The organism is Pseudomonas sp. NLJ1 (genome assembly GCF_049486705.1).
Lineage (GTDB): Bacteria > Pseudomonadota > Gammaproteobacteria > Pseudomonadales > Pseudomonadaceae > Aquipseudomonas > Aquipseudomonas inefficax.
This window is the reverse complement of sequence record NZ_CP137735.1, coordinates 3,828,960-3,845,597: the sequence shown is the minus strand read 5'-3', so window position 1 is coordinate 3,845,597 and position 16,638 is coordinate 3,828,960. Positions and strand designations below refer to the sequence as shown.

Below are 16,638 nucleotides of genomic sequence, written 5' to 3'. Positions count from 1 at the left end.
TGATTCATTGTGGGAGCGGGCTTGCCCGCAAAGCAACCAGCGCGGTGCATGGCACCGGCTCTGCCGGTATTCGCGGGCAAGCCCGCTCCCACACGGTATGCCGAAGGGCTACTAGCCCGGTACGCGACGGATCTTCGCGCCCAGCATCTGCAGTTTTTCTTCGATGCACTCGTAACCACGGTCGATGTGGTAGATGCGATCGATCAGGGTATCGCCTTCGGCTACCAGCGCCGACAGCACCAGGCTGGCGGAAGCACGCAGGTCGGTGGCCATTACCGGGGCGCCTTTCAGCGCCTTGACGCCAGTGACGATGGCAGTGTTGCCTTCGACCTGGATCTGCGCGCCCATGCGGTGCATTTCGTAGACGTGCATGAAGCGGTTTTCGAAGATCGTCTCGATCACTGCACCGGTGCCTTCGGCAATGGCGTTGAGCGAGATGAACTGCGCCTGCATGTCGGTCGGGAACGCCGGGTACGGGGCGGTACGCAGGTTGACGGCTTTCGGCCGCTTGCCGTGCATGTCCAGCTCGATCCAGTCTTCGCCGGTGTTGATGTCGGCGCCGGCTTCCTTGAGTTTTTCCAGTACTGCTTCAAGGATGGTCGGGTCGGTGTCCTTGACCTTGACGCGGCCACCGGTCACGGCAGCGGCAACCAGGTAGGTACCGGTCTCGATACGGTCCGGCATCACCCGGTAGCTGGCCGAAGCCAGGCGCTCGACGCCATCGATGACGATGGTGTCGGTACCCGCACCTTGAACCTTGCCACCCATGGCGTTGATGAAGTTGGCCAGGTCGACCACTTCCGGCTCGCGCGCGGCGTTCTGCAGCACGCTGCGGCCCTTGGCCAGGGCTGCGGCCATCATGATGTTCTCGGTACCGGTCACGCTGACGGTGTCGAAGAAGAAGTGCGCACCGCGCAGGCCACCCTCAGGCGCCTTGGCCTTGATGTAGCCGCCTTCGACTTCGATCTTCGCGCCCATGGCCTCGAGGCCACGGATGTGCAGGTCGACCGGACGCGAACCAATGGCGCAACCGCCAGGCAGGGCCACTTCGGCCTCGCCGAAACGGGCGACCATCGGGCCCAGCACCAGAATCGAGGCGCGCATGGTCTTGACCAGCTCGTAAGGCGCGACCAGGGTCTTGATGGTGCGAGGATCGATCTCGACCGCCAGCTTTTCGTCGATCACCGGCTCGATGCCCATGCGGCCGAACAGCTCGATCATGGTGGTGATGTCGTGCAGGTGCGGCAGGTTGCCCACGGTGACCGGGCCGTCGGCCAGCAGGGTCGCCGCCAGAATCGGCAGGGCTGCGTTCTTCGCGCCCGAAATACGGATCTCGCCATCAAGGCGAGCGCCGCCAGTAATAATCAGTTTGTCCATTGGAATCTCGCCGCCACGTTGGCTCAGGTGCGCTCAGCCCAGGCTGCGCTGCTGAAAAATTTCATGGTTACCGCATGGATGCTGCCATTGGCGATCCACGGATTCAGGTGAGCATAGATCGCCTGCTGGCGTTTGACCGGGCTCAGGCCAGCCAACTCGTCGCTGATCACGTTCAACTGGAAGTTGCAGCCTTCGCCTTCAACTTCGACCCGGGAACCCGGCAATTTCTCTTCAAGGAAGCTTTTAACTTCTACGGCCTGCATGCTCAACCTCAATCGGCGCCCGATGCGCACGGGTCGGCCATCATACAAAAAAGCCCCTCGCCTGCGAAGCCCAACGAGGGCTTCGCTGACCGAGGGGCCATCATCCGTGCCGGGCCATCAGGTTGCCAGCACTTCATCGAGGTCATAGACCTCGGCAATTTCCCGCATGTCGTCGGGCATGCCGCGCACCAGGCACCCCTTGCCGGTGGCCTGGGCATCGCGCATGAAAGCCAGCAGCAACGACAGGCCGACACTGGTGGAGCGCTGCACTGCCGAGCAATCGAGCACCATCTGCGCCTCGCGGCAGGCCGCGATCAGCGCCTTGCCCTGCTTGCGCAGGGCCGGCCCGCTGCGATAGTCCAGCACGCCTTCCAGGCGCAGCACGCCCGGCTCGGCCATGCTTACACCGGCCTCACTCATTTGACGGTCTTCTCTGGCGAGTTGTCGGCAGCCTGCTTGGCCTTGGCCACTTCGCCGGCCCAGCCGTCGATGGTCTTGTCCAGGTCGCCGCCATTGCGCTGCATGGCGTCGGCGAACTGGTCGCGGAACAGCTTGCCGATGTTGATGCCGTTGACGATCACGTTACGCACTTTCCATTCGCCACCCAGATTTTCCAGGGTGTACTGCACCGGGTACACGGCGCCATTGTTGCCGGTGACCTTCATGCCTACGGAGGCGCGCTTGCCGTCATCGGCCTTGGCCGGGTCTACGACGATACCCTGGTTGTTGTACTCCAGCAGCGCGTTACCGTAGAACTGGAACAGGCTGCGCTTGAAGTTTTCCTGGAAGCGCTGCATCTGCTCGGGGGTGGCCTTGCGCGAATACTTGACGGTCATGATGCTTTTGGAAATACCGTCGGCATCCACCACGGGCGCGAGGATCCGGTCAAGGGTGTCGTAGAACGCTTGCGGGTTGGACTTGTACTGCTCCTTGTTGGCCTTGAGCTCACCCAGCAGTTCGGTGGTGGTGCTCTGCACCACATCGTGCGGCGACTGCGCGGCCATTGCCATCAGGGGGAAGGCCGCCAGCAGGACCAGCAGGCCACGTCGCAGGATCGAAATCATGGAAACTCCTTAATTAGCCGGTTGCGCTTCTTTCGGTTCCTTGCCAACGGAGTTGAGCAGGAACTTGCCAATCAGATCTTCCAGCACCAGCGCCGACTGGGTGTCGTGGATGGTCCCGCCGTCCTTGAGCACCTGGTCCTCACCGCCCACGCTGATGCCGATGTACTTCTCGCCAAGCAACCCGGCAGTGAGGATCGAGGCCGTGGAGTCGGTCGGCAGGTTGTCCACCGACTTGTCCAGTTGCAGCGTCACTCGACCGGTGTAGGAATCACGGTCCAGATCGATGGCGGTAACCTTGCCGATGGTCACACCGGCCATGGTCACTTTAGCTCTGACCGTCAAACCGGCGATATTGTCGAAGTAGGCATAAACTTTATAGGTATCGCTGCTCGGGCTGGCCGACAGCCCGCTGACACGCAGGGCGAGCAGCAGCAGCGCCAGGATCCCGGCCAGAAGGAACAGGCCGACACCGATTTCCAGGGTGCGGTTTTGCATCAGAAATCTCCAAACATCAAGGCGGTCAGAATAAAGTCCAGACCCAGCACTGCCAACGAGGCATAGACCACGGTCTTGGTGGTGGCACGGCTGATCCCTTCTGAAGTGGGCTCACAGTCGTACCCCTGGAATACGGCGATCCAGGTCGTGACGAAGGCAAATACCAGGCTCTTGATCAGCCCGTTGAGCACGTCGTCGGTGAACGAAACACTGTTCTGCATGTTGGCCCAGAACGAGCCCTCGTAGACGCCCAGCCAGTCCACCGCCACCCACGAGCCACCCCAGATACCGACCACGCTGAAAATCAGCGCCAGCAACGGCAGCGAGATGAAACCGGCCCACAGGCGCGGCGCAACGATGTACTTGAGCGGGTCGACGCCGATCATTTCAAGGCTCGACAACTGCTCGGTGGACTTCATGTTGCCGATTTCTGCGGTCAGCGCCGAACCGGCACGGCCGGCGAACAGCAACGCCGTCACCACCGGGCCGAGCTCGCGCAGCAGGGTCAGGGCAACCATCTGCCCCACTGCCTGCTCCGAGCCGTACTTGGTCAGGATGCTGAAGCCCTGCAGCGCCAGCACCATGCCGATGAACACCCCGGACACGACGATGATCGCCAGCGACAGCACGCCCACCGAGTACAGCTGCTTGGTCAGCAGCTGGAAGCCGCCACCAATGCCGCCACGGCCGATCAGCGCATGGAACAGGAACAGGCAGGAGCGCCCCAGCACGGCCAGCACGTCGATGGCCGAGCGCCCCAGCAGGCGGACGCGTTCGAGTAAGGATTTTCTGCGCATCAACGCGCTCCCAGCAGGTCGGCGCGGTAGTCAGGCGCAGGGAAGTGGAAAGGCACCGGGCCGTCCGGATCGCCCTTCATGAACTGGCGAATACGGGGGTTGTCCGAGCCCATCAGCTCGTCAGGCGTCCCCTGGCCCAGCACCTGGCCATCACCTACCACATAGATGTAGTCGGCGATGCTGGCAGTTTCCGCCAGGTCGTGAGAAACGACGATGCTGGTGATACCCAAGGCGTCGTTCAGCAGGCGGATCAGACGCACCAATACACCCATGGCGATCGGGTCCTGGCCGACGAACGGTTCGTCGTACATGAGGATCTGCGGGTCAAGGGCAATCGCCCGGGCCAGCGCCACACGGCGCTTCATGCCACCGGACAGCTCATCGGGCATCAGGTCGATGGCACCGCGCAGCCCCACGGCCTGCAGCTTCATCAGCACGATATCGCGGATCATCTCGTCCGACAGCTGGGTATGCACGCGCAGCGGGAACGCGACGTTCTCGAACACATCGAGATCGGTGAACAGCGCGCCGCTCTGGAACAGCACGCCCATCTGCTTGCGGGCGTCGAACAGGTCGCTGCGCGACAACGTCGGCAGGTTCTGCCCGGCAACCCAGACCTCACCGCTGGAGGGGCGCAACTGCGCGCCCATCAGGCGAAGCAACGTGGTCTTGCCGCAACCCGATGGCCCCATGATACCGGTGACCTTGCCGCGCGGGATGCGAATGTCGACGTTGCTGAAAATGCTGCGCGAACCGCGTTTGAAGGTAACCCCCTTCAACTCGACCGCGTAGGCGCTATCCACACTCATCTAGACTCCTTGCTAGTGCAGCCTCGTCCTAATGGACGTCGGCCTTCATCTGGAAGGCACAAGCGCCCCTGGCAGGCCGAATAGCGGCGAACTATAGCACCGCTGACAGCGCCGCCCCAAGGTCGGCTAGCGACTCGTTCAGCCCTGCGACAGGCTGGCGAGACATTCACCACGGCAATCGAAAGCGTGAGGGTTTCTTCCATTGCAGCTATAATCGCCGCCTTTTCATCAGGCACTGCTTTTTCGACATGAGCCAATCCAGCGAGCTGATCCAATCCGCCCAACGCACCCTGCGCCTGGAACTCGAGGCCGTAGAGGCCCTGCTGGCGCGCATCGACGACAATTTCGTCAAGGCCTGCGAACTGATCCTGGCCAGCAAGGGCCGGGTCGTCGTGGTCGGCATGGGCAAGTCCGGGCACATCGGCAACAAGATCGCCGCCACCCTGGCCAGCACCGGCACACCGGCGTTTTTCGTGCACCCGGCCGAAGCCAGCCATGGCGACATGGGCATGATCACCCGCGATGATGTCATCCTTGCCCTGTCGAATTCCGGCAGCACCGCCGAAATCGTCACCCTGCTGCCACTGATCAAGCGCCTGGGCATCAAGCTGATAAGCCTGACCGGCAACCCGGACTCGCCACTGGCCCAGGCTGCCGAGGTCAACCTCGACGCCCGCGTCGAGCAAGAGGCCTGCCCGCTGAACCTGGCCCCCACCTCCTCCACCACCGCATCGCTGGTGCTGGGCGACGCGCTGGCCATTGCCCTGCTCGAAGCCCGCGGCTTCACTGCCGAGGACTTTGCCTTCTCGCACCCGGGTGGCGCATTGGGCCGTCGCCTGCTGCTCAAGGTGGAGAACGTGATGCACGCCGGCGACGAACTGCCCCAGGTGCCCCGCGGCACCCTGCTCAAGGACGCGCTCCTTGAAATGTCCCGCAAAGGCCTGGGCATGACCGTGATCGTCGAAGCCGACGGCAAGCTGGCCGGGATCTTCACCGACGGCGACCTGCGCCGCAGCCTGGACCGCAACATCGACGTCCACACCACCCTGATCGACCAGGTCATGACCGTGCACGGCAAGACGGCCCGCGCCGAAATGCTCGCGGCCGAGGCCCTGAAGATCATGGAAGACCACAAGATTGGCGCCCTGGTGGTGGTGGACCGCGAAGACCGCCCCACCGGCGCGCTGAACATGCACGACCTGCTGCGCGCCGGCGTGATGTAAAGGAGCGATGGAATGAACCAGGACCTCATGCAACGCGGCAAGCACATCAAGCTGGCAGTGTTCGACGTGGACGGCGTGCTCACCGACGGGCGCCTGTACTTCCTCGAGGACGGCAGCGAATTCAAGACCTTCAATACCCTCGACGGTCAGGGCATCAAGATGCTCATGGCCTCGGGCGTGACCACTGCGATCATCAGCGGGCGCAAGACCCCTGTGGTCGAGCGCCGGGCGAAAAACCTCGGTATCCCGCACCTGTACCAGGGGCGCGAGGACAAATTGGTCGTGCTTGACGGCCTGCTCGCCGAACTGGGCCTAAGCTATGATCAAGTGGCCTACCTGGGCGACGACCTGCCCGACCTGCCGGTCATTCGTCGGGTAGCATTGGGCATGGCCGTGGCCAATGCCGCTCCGTTCGTTCGCCAGCACGCCCATGGCGTGACCCAGGCACGTGGCGGCGAAGGCGCAGCCCGTGAATTCTGCGAACTGATCATGCACGCCCAGGGCACCCTGGACGCTGCCAACGCCAATTACCTGTAAGGCTGCCCATGTTCAGCAAGAAAGCCCGCAACATTGCGCTGCTCGCAGTGATCGCCGCGCTGCTGGTAGCGATCGGCTACTGGAATGTCAGCCCGGAAAGCTTCCTCGACAAGCCGGTGGCCCAGGTCGACGAAAGCGCCATCGACTACTATGCGGTCAACGCCCACAGCCTGCAGTTCCTACCCGACGGCAAGCTGCAGTACGAAATGACCGCAGACAAGGTCGAGCACCTCAAGGCCAGTGAAATCACTCTGCTGACCACGCCGGACCTGCACCTGTATCGCGGCACCGAATATCCCTGGCATGTGCAGAGCACCCGCGCCGAAGTCAACCCGGACGGCAGCGAAGTCGAACTGATCGACAACGTACGGGTCGCCCGCACCGACGAAAAGCAGCGCGAAATGATCATTACCAGCTCACGCATGACTGTGTTCCCGCAGAAGCAATATGCGCAGACCGAGCAAGCCGTTAGAATCGACGGCGCCGGTGGCACAACTACGGGCAAAGGAATGAAAGCGTATTTGAAAGAAGGCAAGATGGACTTGCTCTCTAACGTAAGAGGACAGTATGAGGCTCGTTAAAACCCTCCCCCTTCTGCTCAGCCTGAGCGCAGCACTGGGAAGCGCGAGCGCCCTCGCCCTGCCGAATGACCGTGACCAGCCTATCCGTATCCAGGCCGACAACGCCCACCTGGACGACAAGCAGGGTGTGGCCACCTACACCGGCGACGTGATCATCACCCAGGGTTCGATGATGATCAAAGGCAACACCGTGACCATCACCCGTTCCGCCTCCGGCGATATCGATGTGGTGACCTCGGTGGGCAACCTGGCCTACTTCGAGCAGCAGCAGAGCGCAGCCAAACCGGACAAGATGAAAGGCTGGGGCGTGACTATCCAGTATCAGGCGCAGAAAGACCTGGTGGTTCTCACCGACCGCGCCAAAGTCGAGAACGAAGGCAACACGACCGAAGGCGAGAAGATCGTCTACAACACCAAGACCCAGGTGGCAACCGCCGGTCGTGGTGGCAACGTGACTTCGCCGCGTCAGCGTATCGACATGGTGATCCAGCCCAAGAAGAAGGCCGAGTAAATGGCAACCCTCAAAGCCCAGCACCTGGCCAAGAGTTACAAGGGGCGGCAGGTCGTGCGTGACGTCAGCCTGTCGATCGACAGCGGCCAGATCGTCGGCCTGCTCGGCCCCAACGGCGCCGGCAAGACCACCTGCTTCTACATGATCGTCGGCCTGGTCCAGGCCGAACAGGGGCGCGTGCTGATCGACAACCTCGATGTCAGCCACCAGCCCATGCATGGTCGCGCCCGCGCCGGCATCGGCTACCTGCCACAGGAAGCCTCGATCTTCCGCAAGCTGTCGGTGGCCGACAACATCATGGCCATCCTCGAGACCCGCAAGGACCTCGACCGCGACGGCCGGCGCAAAGAGCTGGAAAGCCTGCTGCAGGAGTTCCACATCAGCCACATTCGCGACAACCTCGGCATGAGCCTTTCCGGTGGTGAGCGCCGCCGCGTGGAAATTGCCCGCGCGTTGGCGACCGCACCCAAGTTCATCCTGCTGGACGAACCGTTTGCCGGTGTCGACCCGATTTCGGTCGGCGACATCAAGCAGATCATCCACCACCTCAAGGCCAAGGGCATCGGCGTACTGATCACCGACCACAACGTGCGTGAGACCCTGGATATCTGCGAAACCGCCTATATCGTCAATGATGGCCGGCTGATCGCCGAAGGCGACGCCGAAACCATCCTGGCCAACGACCTGGTCAAAGAGGTTTACCTGGGCCACGAGTTCCGGCTCTGAGCCCGGCACGCGCCTGGAGTACCGGCAAATTGCCCTGCAACCCGGGTAAAGTTGTTACGGTACTCTAGGCAAACGCTACAATTTAAGGCATAAAACTTGCTTTATCCGGCGCCCCGGCGCCCTCGTGTAGTGGATGGCGCATGCGCGCCGGCGAACAAGGTATTAAGCCCCAGCCATGAAACCATCGCTCGTCCTAAAAATGGGCCAGCAACTGACGATGACCCCGCAGTTGCAACAGGCCATCCGCCTGCTCCAGCTTTCTACCCTGGACCTCCAACAGGAAATCCAGGAAGCGCTGGAGTCGAACCCGATGCTCGAACGTCAGGAAGACGGCGACGACTTCGACAACAGCGACCCGATGGCGGACAACGCCGAGAACAAGCCGGCCGCCGAAGTCCAGGACAACAGCTTCCAGGAAAGCACCACCAGTGCCGACACCCTGGAAGACGGTGAGTGGAGCGAGCGCATCCCCAACGAGCTGCCGGTCGACACCGCCTGGGAAGACATCTACCAGACCAGTGCCAGCAGCCTGCCGAGCAACGACGACGACGAGTGGGACTTCACCACCCGTACATCGGCCGGCGAAAGCCTGCAAAGCCACCTGTTGTGGCAACTCAACCTGGCCCCGATGTCCGACACCGACCGCCTGATCGCCGTCACCCTGATCGACAGCATCAACGGCCAGGGCTACCTGGAAGACACCCTCGAGGAGATCTGCGCCGGTTTCGACCCGGAGCTGGATATCGAGCTGGACGAAGTCGAAGCTGTACTGCACCGCATCCAGCAGTTCGAGCCAGCCGGCGTTGCCGCCCGCACCCTTGGCGAATGCCTGTTGCTGCAACTGCGCCAGCTGCCCGCGAGCACCCCGTGGATGGCCGAAGCCAAGCGCCTGGTCAGCGACTTCATCGACCTGCTCGGCAGCCGTGACTACAGCCAGCTGATGCGTCGCATGAAAATCAAGGAAGACGAGCTGCGCCAGGTCATCGAGCTGGTACAAAGCCTCAACCCGCGCCCCGGCTCGCAGATTGAGTCCAGCGAGCCTGAGTACGTGGTACCCGACGTCATCGTACGCAAGGACAGCGACCGCTGGCTGGTAGAGCTGAACCAGGAGGCCATTCCGCGCCTGCGCGTCAACCCGCAGTACGCCGGCTTCGTGCGCCGGGCCGACACCAGCGCCGACAACACCTTCATGCGCAACCAGCTGCAGGAAGCGCGCTGGTTCATCAAGAGCCTGCAAAGCCGCAACGAAACCCTGATGAAGGTGGCCACGCAGATCGTCGAGCACCAGCGCGGCTTCCTCGACCACGGCGACGAAGCGATGAAGCCTCTGGTGCTGCATGACATCGCCGAAGCGGTGGGCATGCACGAGTCGACCATTTCGCGGGTAACCACGCAGAAATACATGCACACGCCGCGTGGCATCTACGAACTGAAATACTTTTTCTCCAGCCACGTCAGCACCTCCGAAGGCGGAGAATGCTCGTCTACGGCGATCCGCGCGATCATCAAGAAACTGGTTGCGGCGGAAAATCAGAAAAAGCCATTGAGTGACAGCAAGATCGCTGGTTTACTGGAGGCACAAGGCATCCAGGTAGCCCGTCGCACCGTCGCCAAGTACCGCGAGTCCCTCGGCATCGCACCGTCGAGCGAGCGCAAGCGACTGATGTAGCCCCTGAGATGTGCCACAGCGTTTGTGGGGCAGGTGCAAGACCTGCCTCTTTATGCACGGGCAACAAAGGAGAAGCTGTATGCAAGTCAATATCAGTGGACAGCATGTAGAAGTCACCCAGCCACTGCGCGATTATGTGCTTGAAAAGCTCGCTCGCGTGGAAAGTCACTTCGACAAGATCACCAACGTGCAGGTCATCATGAAAGTCGAGAAGCTGCAGCAGAAGGTCGAGGCGACCTTGCAGATTCCCGGCGGCGAAGTGGTTGCCAACGCCGAACACGAAGACATGTATGCAGCGATCGACGCCTTGGCCGACAAGCTCGACCGCCAACTGAAAAAACACAAGGAAAAACAGCAAAGCCTGCTGCAAGGTGCAGCCGCCCGCTGATCCCCCTCATCCATGATCCGACTTGAAACCATCCTGACCCCCGGCCGTTCCCTCGTGAACGTGCCGGGCGGCAGCAAGAAGCGCGCCCTGGAAAAGGTCGCCACCGTCATCGCCGAACAAGTGCCCGAACTGGAGATGCAGGACGTCTTCGAAAAACTGGTCGCCCGGGAAAAACTCGGCTCGACCGGTTTCGGCAACGGCATCGCCATCCCGCACTGTCGGCTTGAAGGATGTTCCGCTCCGGTCAGCGCCCTGCTGCACCTGGAAGCGCCTATCGACTACGACGCCATCGATGGCGCGCCGGTGGACCTGCTGTTCGTCCTGCTGGTGCCAGAAGCCGCCACCGATGCCCATCTGGAACTGCTGCGCCAGATTGCCAGCATGCTCGATCGCAAGGAGGTCCGTGATCGCCTGCGTGCGGCCACCAGCAGCGAGGCCCTGTTCCAGGTTGTCCTGGACGTACAGAACGAGCACTGAACATGCGCCTGATCATCGTCAGCGGCCGGTCCGGCTCCGGCAAGAGCACCGCCCTCGATGTCCTGGAAGACAACGGTTTCTACTGCATTGACAACCTGCCCGCCGGGCTGCTGCCGCAGCTGGCGGAAAATGCGCTGATCAACACCGAATTACTGCAACCCAAGGTTGCCGTGTCGATCGACGCACGCAACCTGCCCAGCCACCTGACGCGTTTCCCCGAGTTGCTCGAAGAAGCCCGCGCCCGGCATATCCAGTGCGACGTGCTGTACCTGGATGCCGACGAAGACGTACTGCTCAAGCGCTTCTCGGAAACCCGCCGACGCCACCCGCTGACCAACGCCGACCGCTCGCTCGCGGAAGCGATTCGGGTGGAAAGCGAATTACTGGGGCCGATTGCAGACCTGGCCGACCTGAAGATCGACACTACCAGCCTGAACCTGTACCAGCTGCGTGATTCGATCAAGCTGCGCCTGCTCAACCAGCCCGAACCTGGAACGGCGTTCCTGGTCGAGTCGTTCGGTTTCAAGCGCGGAATGCCGGTCGATGCCGACCTGGTGTTCGATGTGCGCTGCCTGCCCAACCCCTACTGGAAGCCCGAACTGCGTGAGCACTCCGGCCTTGAGCAACCGGTGATCGACTACCTGGCCGCACAGGCGGATGTCGAAGAGATGTTCAACGACATTTCCAGCTACCTGCTCAAGTGGCTGCCCCGCTTCGCCGCCAGCAACCGTGCCTACGTCACCATTGCCATTGGCTGCACCGGCGGCCACCACCGCTCGGTGTACATCACCGAGCGCCTTGGCCAGTTGCTGCAGCAATCCCTGAAAAACGTCCAGGTCCGCCACCGCGACCTCTAGCCCAAGGATCCGCCCCACGATGCCCGCCCGTGAAATCACCATCATCAACAAGCTGGGTCTGCATGCCCGGGCGGCAGCCAAGTTCGTCGGCGTTGCCGGCCGCTTCCCCTGCCAGGTCAGGGTTGGGCGTGCACCGGACAAACTGGTGGATGGCAAGAGCATCATGGCGGTGATGATGCTGGCAGCAGGCAAAGGTACCCAGGTGCACCTGTATACCGAAGGTGAGCAGGACGTTGAAGCCATGGATGCGCTGGTCGAGCTGATCAACAACTTCTTCGACGAAGGCGAATGAATTTCGCTGGCCCGCACGGTCCGTGTGGGAACAGCGTTTTTGCGCACAACGCCTGTGGGAGATTGCCCAGTCCTTTGGGCTGCGCTATCGCGTAGAGAACTGAATTCGCAAGCGGTACGCGTACCCTGTGGGAGCGGCTTTAGCCGCGAAGAATCCAACGCGGTGCATGGCACCGGCTGCGCCGGTGTTCGCGGCTAAAGCCGCTTCCACAGCGTCCCCGCTAATTCAATGAGTTATGTGCCGCTCCCACAGCGAAGCCGGTGAACGCCCCATCATCCGGCGCAAACCGATGCACAGCCCCAAGCTGGCCAGACCAGGTCCAACCAGGCGAAGCCGCGCGCCAATAGCAGCGCAGTGCCTGCCAGCAACAGCAAAGTCCCAAGCGCCAGGCGAAACAGGCGCACACGGCTGACAGACATCATCTGAGAGCGCATACCGGGTAGACTCACTTCAGGGTTTCGAGGTAGCGGCGCTCCACTTCCGCCCAGTCAATGACGTTATAGAAGGCACCGATGTATTCCGGACGACGGTTCTGGTACTTCAGGTAGTAGGCATGCTCCCACACGTCCAGGCCGAGGATTGGCGTGTTGCCATGCATCAGCGGGCTGTCCTGGTTGCCGCTGCTTTCCACCACCAGGGTTTTCTGCGGGCTCACGCTGAGCCAGGCCCAGCCACTGCCGAAGCGGGTCAACGCAGCCTTGGTGAAGGCCTCCTTGAAGGCAGCGAAGCCGCCCAGCTGGGCGTCGACGGCCTGCGCCAGAGCGCCCTGCGGCTCTCCCCCACCCTGCGGCGACATCACGGTCCAGAACAGGCTGTGGTTGGCGTGCCCACCGCCATGGTTGATCACTGCACCACGAAGGTTTTCCGGCAATTGCCCGACCGCGCCGAGCAGCTTTTCCACCGGCCATTCAGCCCATTCGGTGCCTTCGATGGCGGCGTTGAGGCCATTGACATAGGCCTGGTGGTGCCTGGAGTGGTGGATTTCCATGGTCTGCGCGTCGATGTGCGGTTCCAGCGCAGTGTAGGCGTAAGGCAGTGCAGGCAAGGTATGGGGCATATCAGTGAATTCCGTAGGCATGGGTTGGGCGATGACCAACGCGGCCATCGCTGGCGCTTGGGCCGTGACTCGGGGTCAGATACCACCGGCAGTGAGTTTTTCCGGGTCCAGCAGCGCTTCCAGCTGGTCACGCGACAGGTCGGTATGCTCCAGCGCCACATCGATGATCGGACGCCCCTGCTTGTAGGCGGTCTTGGCGATTTCGGCGGCCTTGAGGTAACCGATGATCGGGTTGAGCGCCGTGACCAGAATCGGGTTGCGGGCCAGGGCTTCCTTGAGCTTGCTTTCGTTGACCTTGAAGCTGGCGATGGCCTTGTCGGCGAGCAGGCGGCTGACGTTGGCCATCAGTTCGATGCTCTCCAGCAGGTTGCGGGCGATCACCGGCAGCATCACGTTCAGCTCGAAGTTGCCGGATTGGCCTGCGATGGCGATGGTGGCGTCATTGCCGATCACCTGGGCGGCGACCATGGCGGTGGCCTCCGGGATCACCGGGTTGACCTTGCCTGGCATGATCGAAGAGCCCGGCTGCAGACCTTGCAGTTCGATTTCGCCCAGCCCGGCCAGCGGGCCGGAGTTCATCCAGCGCAAGTCGTTGGCGATCTTCATCAGCGCCACGGCGGCAGTCTTGAGCTGGCCAGACAGGGCCACGGCGGTGTCCTGCGAGCCGATCAGGGCGAACAGGTTCTGCCCGGGGGTGAACTCGACCTGAGTCAGGCCGCTGAGCTGATGGGCGAAACCGGCAGCGAACCGTGGATGGGCGTTGATGCCGGTGCCCACGGCAGTGCCACCCTGGGCCAGCGCCTGCAAGCTCGGCAGGGTCGCTTCGATGTGTGCCTTGGCGCCACTGATCTGCGCCGCCCAGCCATCGAGCACCTGGCTCATGCGCACTGGCATGGCGTCCATCAGGTGGGTGCGACCAGTCTTCACGTACGGATGCACCTGTGCCGACTTGGCCTCTATCACCTGTACCAGGTGCGCCAGGGCAGGCAGCAGCTGCTCGTGCAGGGCCAGAGCGGCGCTGACATGAATGGTGGTCGGGATGATGTCGTTGCTGCTCTGGCCACAGTTGACGTGGTCGTTGGCGTTGACCGCCTCACCCAGCACGCGGCTGGCCAGCGTGGCGATCACCTCGTTGGCGTTCATGTTCGAGCTGGTACCGGAGCCGGTCTGGAACACATCCACCGGGAAATGCTGGATGAAGTCACCCGCCAGCAGTTGCTCGACTGCGGTTACGATGGCCTGCCCTTGCGCGCTCGACAGCTGCTCCAGTTCGACGTTGGCCTTGGCTGCGGCGGCCTTGGCCAGCAGCAGTGCGCGAATGAACTGGGCCGGCATGCGCTGGCCGCTGACCGGGAAGTTGTCGACCGCGCGCTGGGTCTGGGCACCGTACAGGGCCTGGGCCGGCACCTGCAGTTCGCCCATGCTGTCACGCTCGATACGGGTATCACTCATCATCAAATCCTTGCATCAGTTCATCGGGAGAGATCGACGGCAGCAGGCGGCAATTGGCCAACTGCAGGGCATAGGGCTGCCAACGCTGGTTTTGCGCCTCGCGGTCGAGGTTGCGCAGGTCCAGCAGTGGGCGCCAGGCCTGGTCCAGGCACAGGCAGCGCCAATGCCAGGGCAGCATGCGGTCGCAGGCGGTATCCAGCAGCAGGCGGAAGGAGGTCAGTGCCACCGTCCACGGCGAGGTCTCGGTGCAGCACACCAGATAGCGGCCTTCAGCCAGGTAATGCTCGATCAGACGCGGCTCGTCGGGCTCGAGCGCACAGCGGATGCGGCGGCTGAGCCAGCGCCAGTTTTCCAGGTAGGGCAGTTCGCGGAGGACGGGTTTCATGAACATCATCGCCGGGTTACTGGATAATGATATTCATTATTAAGTGATAAACATAATCACTTCAAGAGGGAGATGATGAAACAAAAAACCCGGCGCGGGGGCCGGGTCTTTTTTGTTGCATTGAGAAATCTCTACTGCCTGCACCGGCCTCTTCGCGGGTGAACCCGCTCCCACAGGGACGGCGCCGTACTTGATGACTGCGCATTACTTGTGGGAGCGGGTTCACCCGCGAATAGGCCGGTACAGGCTAAAGATCAGCTGCCAGCAACGGTCATCCGCTCGATCAGCACCGAACCGGTGTGAATGTTGCTGCGTGTCTCAAGATCGCAGCCAATCGCGACAATCTGCTGGAACATGTCTTTCATGTTCCCGGCAATGGTCACTTCCTGCACCGCGTGCTGGATCTCGCCATTCTCGACCCAGAACCCTGCCGCGCCGCGGGAATAATCCCCCGTCACCATGTTCAGGCCATGTCCCATCAACTCGGTCACCAGCAGTCCGCGCCCCATGCGCCGGATCAGCGCCGCCTGGTCCTCGACCCCATGGCTGACGAACAGGTTGTGCACGCCACCGGCGTTGGCGGTGCTTGGCAAACCCAGCTTGCGCCCGGAATAGGTACCCAACAGGTACGACACCAGCTCGCCCTTGTCGACGAACGGCTTGGCATAGGTAGCCAGGCCGTCGCCATCGAATGCGGCACTGCCCAGTGCCCGCGGAATATGCGGGCGCTCGTCGAGGGTCAGCCAGGCAGGGAACAGCCGCTGGCCAATGGTCCCCTCCAGGAACGAGGATTTGCGGTACAGGTTGCCGCCGGAGATGGCCGACAGGAAGCTGCCGAACAGGCCACCGGCCAACTCGGCCGAGAACAACACTGGCACCTCGCACGTCGGCACCGGCCGCGCACCCAGGCGGCTGGCGGCACGCTGGGCAGCGCGCACGCCGATGCTACGCGGGTCTGCCAGCAGGTTGCCCTGGCGGTTCACGTCGTACCAGTAGTCACGCTGCATCTGCCCGTCGCCTTCGGCGATCATCACGCAGCTCAGGCTGTGCCGGGTTGAGGCGTAGCCACCGATGAAACCATGACTGTTGCCATACACGCGACAGCCCTGGTGGGTATTGAGGGTGGTGCCGTCGGCGTTGAGGATGCGCGGGTCAGCGTCGAACGCCGCCGCCTCGCAGGCCAGGGCCATCTCGATGGCCTTCTCCGGCTCGAGGTCCCAGTCGTGGTACAGGTCCAGGTCCGGGATCTCGCGGGCCATCAGCGCTGCGTCGGCCAGGCCGGAACATTCGTCCTCGGAGGTATGCCTGGCAATCGCCAAGGCGGCGGTGACGGTTTCGCGGATCGCTTCCGGGCCACTGGCCGAGGTGCTGGCCGAGCCTTTGCGCTGGCCCACATAGAGGGTGATGCCAAAGCCCTGGTCGCGGTTGAACTCGACCGTTTCGACCTCACGCTGGCGTACCGTGGTGGACAGGCCCTGCTCCAGCGACACCGCCACTTCGCAGGCACTGGCCCCCTGGCGGCGCGCCTCGGCGATGATCGCCTCGACCTGCTCCTGCAATGCTGGCAGGTCTTTCGGACCTACGCTCTGGACTGCACTCATGGTTCTCTCCACTCAAATTCTGCGTTCGGCGAGGGTCATTCTACGACCGGGCCGGACAAGCGGCCCCCGACTGGTTA

The 16,638-nt window shown here is 62.5% G+C and carries 21 protein-coding genes; 10 read left to right on the top strand and 11 right to left on the bottom strand.

Translation table 11 applies throughout. The features are described from left to right. Positions 1–111: 111 nt before the first annotated feature. The 7 genes from murA to R9B85_RS17415 form a co-directional block, all read right to left on the bottom strand. A complete protein-coding gene (gene murA / locus R9B85_RS17445; protein ID WP_133970395.1) occupies positions 112–1,377 on the bottom strand; it encodes a UDP-N-acetylglucosamine 1-carboxyvinyltransferase in 1,266 nt (421 codons plus the stop codon). A gap of 23 nt (positions 1,378–1,400) precedes the next feature. Continuing rightward, positions 1,401–1,640 carry a BolA family protein gene (locus R9B85_RS17440; protein WP_003255121.1) on the bottom strand — a complete coding sequence of 80 codons (240 nt, stop codon included), beginning with the start codon at positions 1,638–1,640 and terminating at the stop codon, positions 1,401–1,403. Positions 1,641–1,757: 117 nt separating this feature from the next. Then, positions 1,758–2,060: an STAS domain-containing protein gene (locus R9B85_RS17435; RefSeq protein ID WP_207877681.1), complete on the bottom strand. Its 303-nt coding sequence runs from the start codon at positions 2,058–2,060 to the stop codon at positions 1,758–1,760. Next, positions 2,057–2,704 (bottom strand): MlaC/ttg2D family ABC transporter substrate-binding protein, encoded by a 648-nt coding sequence (locus R9B85_RS17430; protein WP_112250785.1) that lies wholly within the window; start codon positions 2,702–2,704, stop codon positions 2,057–2,059. Before R9B85_RS17430 ends, R9B85_RS17435 begins: the two co-directional genes overlap by 4 nt. 9 nt (positions 2,705–2,713) lie before the next feature. Then, the gene (gene mlaD / locus R9B85_RS17425; RefSeq protein ID WP_003257921.1) at positions 2,714–3,199 is read right to left on the bottom strand and encodes an outer membrane lipid asymmetry maintenance protein MlaD; all 486 of its coding nucleotides are present in this window, start codon (positions 3,197–3,199) and stop codon (positions 2,714–2,716) included. Then, positions 3,199–3,996, bottom strand: coding sequence for a lipid asymmetry maintenance ABC transporter permease subunit MlaE (gene mlaE / locus R9B85_RS17420; RefSeq protein WP_013971083.1), 798 nt, complete (start codon positions 3,994–3,996; stop codon positions 3,199–3,201). The genes mlaD and mlaE overlap by 1 nt, the downstream gene beginning before the upstream one ends. Beyond that, positions 3,996–4,805 (bottom strand): ATP-binding cassette domain-containing protein, encoded by an 810-nt coding sequence (locus R9B85_RS17415; protein ID WP_012270662.1) that lies wholly within the window; start codon positions 4,803–4,805, stop codon positions 3,996–3,998. The genes mlaE and R9B85_RS17415 overlap by 1 nt, the downstream gene beginning before the upstream one ends. A gap of 248 nt (positions 4,806–5,053) precedes the next feature. On the opposite strand from R9B85_RS17415, the gene R9B85_RS17410 reads away from it, so the two are divergent. From R9B85_RS17410 to R9B85_RS17365, 10 genes are all read left to right on the top strand, one after another. Beyond that, entirely contained in the window at positions 5,054–6,028 is a 975-nt protein-coding gene (locus R9B85_RS17410) for a KpsF/GutQ family sugar-phosphate isomerase (RefSeq protein ID WP_003257920.1), read from the top strand. A gap of 12 nt (positions 6,029–6,040) precedes the next feature. Then, positions 6,041–6,565, top strand: coding sequence for a KdsC family phosphatase (locus R9B85_RS17405; protein WP_423770402.1), 525 nt, complete (start codon positions 6,041–6,043; stop codon positions 6,563–6,565). Positions 6,566–6,573: 8 nt separating this feature from the next. Further along, complete coding sequence (lptC, locus tag R9B85_RS17400) at positions 6,574–7,146, top strand: LPS export ABC transporter periplasmic protein LptC (RefSeq protein ID WP_046615766.1); 573 nt, start codon at positions 6,574–6,576, stop codon at positions 7,144–7,146. Next, the gene (gene lptA / locus R9B85_RS17395) at positions 7,133–7,657 is read left to right on the top strand and encodes a lipopolysaccharide transport periplasmic protein LptA (RefSeq protein WP_112250782.1); all 525 of its coding nucleotides are present in this window, start codon (positions 7,133–7,135) and stop codon (positions 7,655–7,657) included. The genes lptC and lptA overlap by 14 nt, the downstream gene beginning before the upstream one ends. Then, positions 7,658–8,383: an LPS export ABC transporter ATP-binding protein gene (gene lptB, locus R9B85_RS17390; protein ID WP_003255132.1), complete on the top strand. Its 726-nt coding sequence runs from the start codon at positions 7,658–7,660 to the stop codon at positions 8,381–8,383. A 175-nt stretch (positions 8,384–8,558) separates the two neighbouring features. Then, a complete protein-coding gene (locus R9B85_RS17385; protein WP_112250780.1) occupies positions 8,559–10,052 on the top strand; it encodes an RNA polymerase factor sigma-54 in 1,494 nt (497 codons plus the stop codon). Between the two features lie 79 nt (positions 10,053–10,131). Then, positions 10,132–10,440, top strand: a complete 309-nt coding sequence (gene hpf / locus R9B85_RS17380) for a ribosome hibernation-promoting factor, HPF/YfiA family (protein ID WP_003255135.1) — start codon at positions 10,132–10,134, stop codon at positions 10,438–10,440. A 12-nt stretch (positions 10,441–10,452) separates the two neighbouring features. After that, entirely contained in the window at positions 10,453–10,917 is a 465-nt protein-coding gene (gene ptsN / locus R9B85_RS17375; protein WP_015269060.1) for a PTS IIA-like nitrogen regulatory protein PtsN, read from the top strand. Positions 10,918–10,919: 2 nt separating this feature from the next. After that, positions 10,920–11,774, top strand: a complete 855-nt coding sequence (rapZ, locus tag R9B85_RS17370) for an RNase adapter RapZ (protein ID WP_112250778.1) — start codon at positions 10,920–10,922, stop codon at positions 11,772–11,774. Between the two features lie 19 nt (positions 11,775–11,793). Next, a complete protein-coding gene (locus R9B85_RS17365; protein ID WP_112250776.1) occupies positions 11,794–12,066 on the top strand; it encodes an HPr family phosphocarrier protein in 273 nt (90 codons plus the stop codon). Positions 12,067–12,511: 445 nt separating this feature from the next. On the opposite strand, the gene R9B85_RS17360 is transcribed toward R9B85_RS17365, so the two are convergent. The 4 genes from R9B85_RS17360 to pmbA all read right to left on the bottom strand — a co-directional run bounded on the left by R9B85_RS17360 (position 12,512) and on the right by pmbA (position 16,561). After that, positions 12,512–13,123 (bottom strand): superoxide dismutase, encoded by a 612-nt coding sequence (locus R9B85_RS17360; protein ID WP_112251137.1) that lies wholly within the window; start codon positions 13,121–13,123, stop codon positions 12,512–12,514. Positions 13,124–13,198: 75 nt separating this feature from the next. Beyond that, on the bottom strand, positions 13,199–14,575 hold the full coding sequence (locus R9B85_RS17355; protein WP_423770401.1) for a class II fumarate hydratase: 1,377 nt from the start codon (positions 14,573–14,575) through the stop codon (positions 13,199–13,201). Continuing rightward, positions 14,568–14,969, bottom strand: coding sequence for a hypothetical protein (locus tag R9B85_RS17350; protein WP_025337819.1), 402 nt, complete (start codon positions 14,967–14,969; stop codon positions 14,568–14,570). The genes R9B85_RS17355 and R9B85_RS17350 overlap by 8 nt, the downstream gene beginning before the upstream one ends. 245 nt (positions 14,970–15,214) lie before the next feature. Then, on the bottom strand, positions 15,215–16,561 hold the full coding sequence (pmbA, locus tag R9B85_RS17345; RefSeq protein WP_207877685.1) for a metalloprotease PmbA: 1,347 nt from the start codon (positions 16,559–16,561) through the stop codon (positions 15,215–15,217). Between the last annotated feature and the right edge of the window lie 77 nt (positions 16,562–16,638).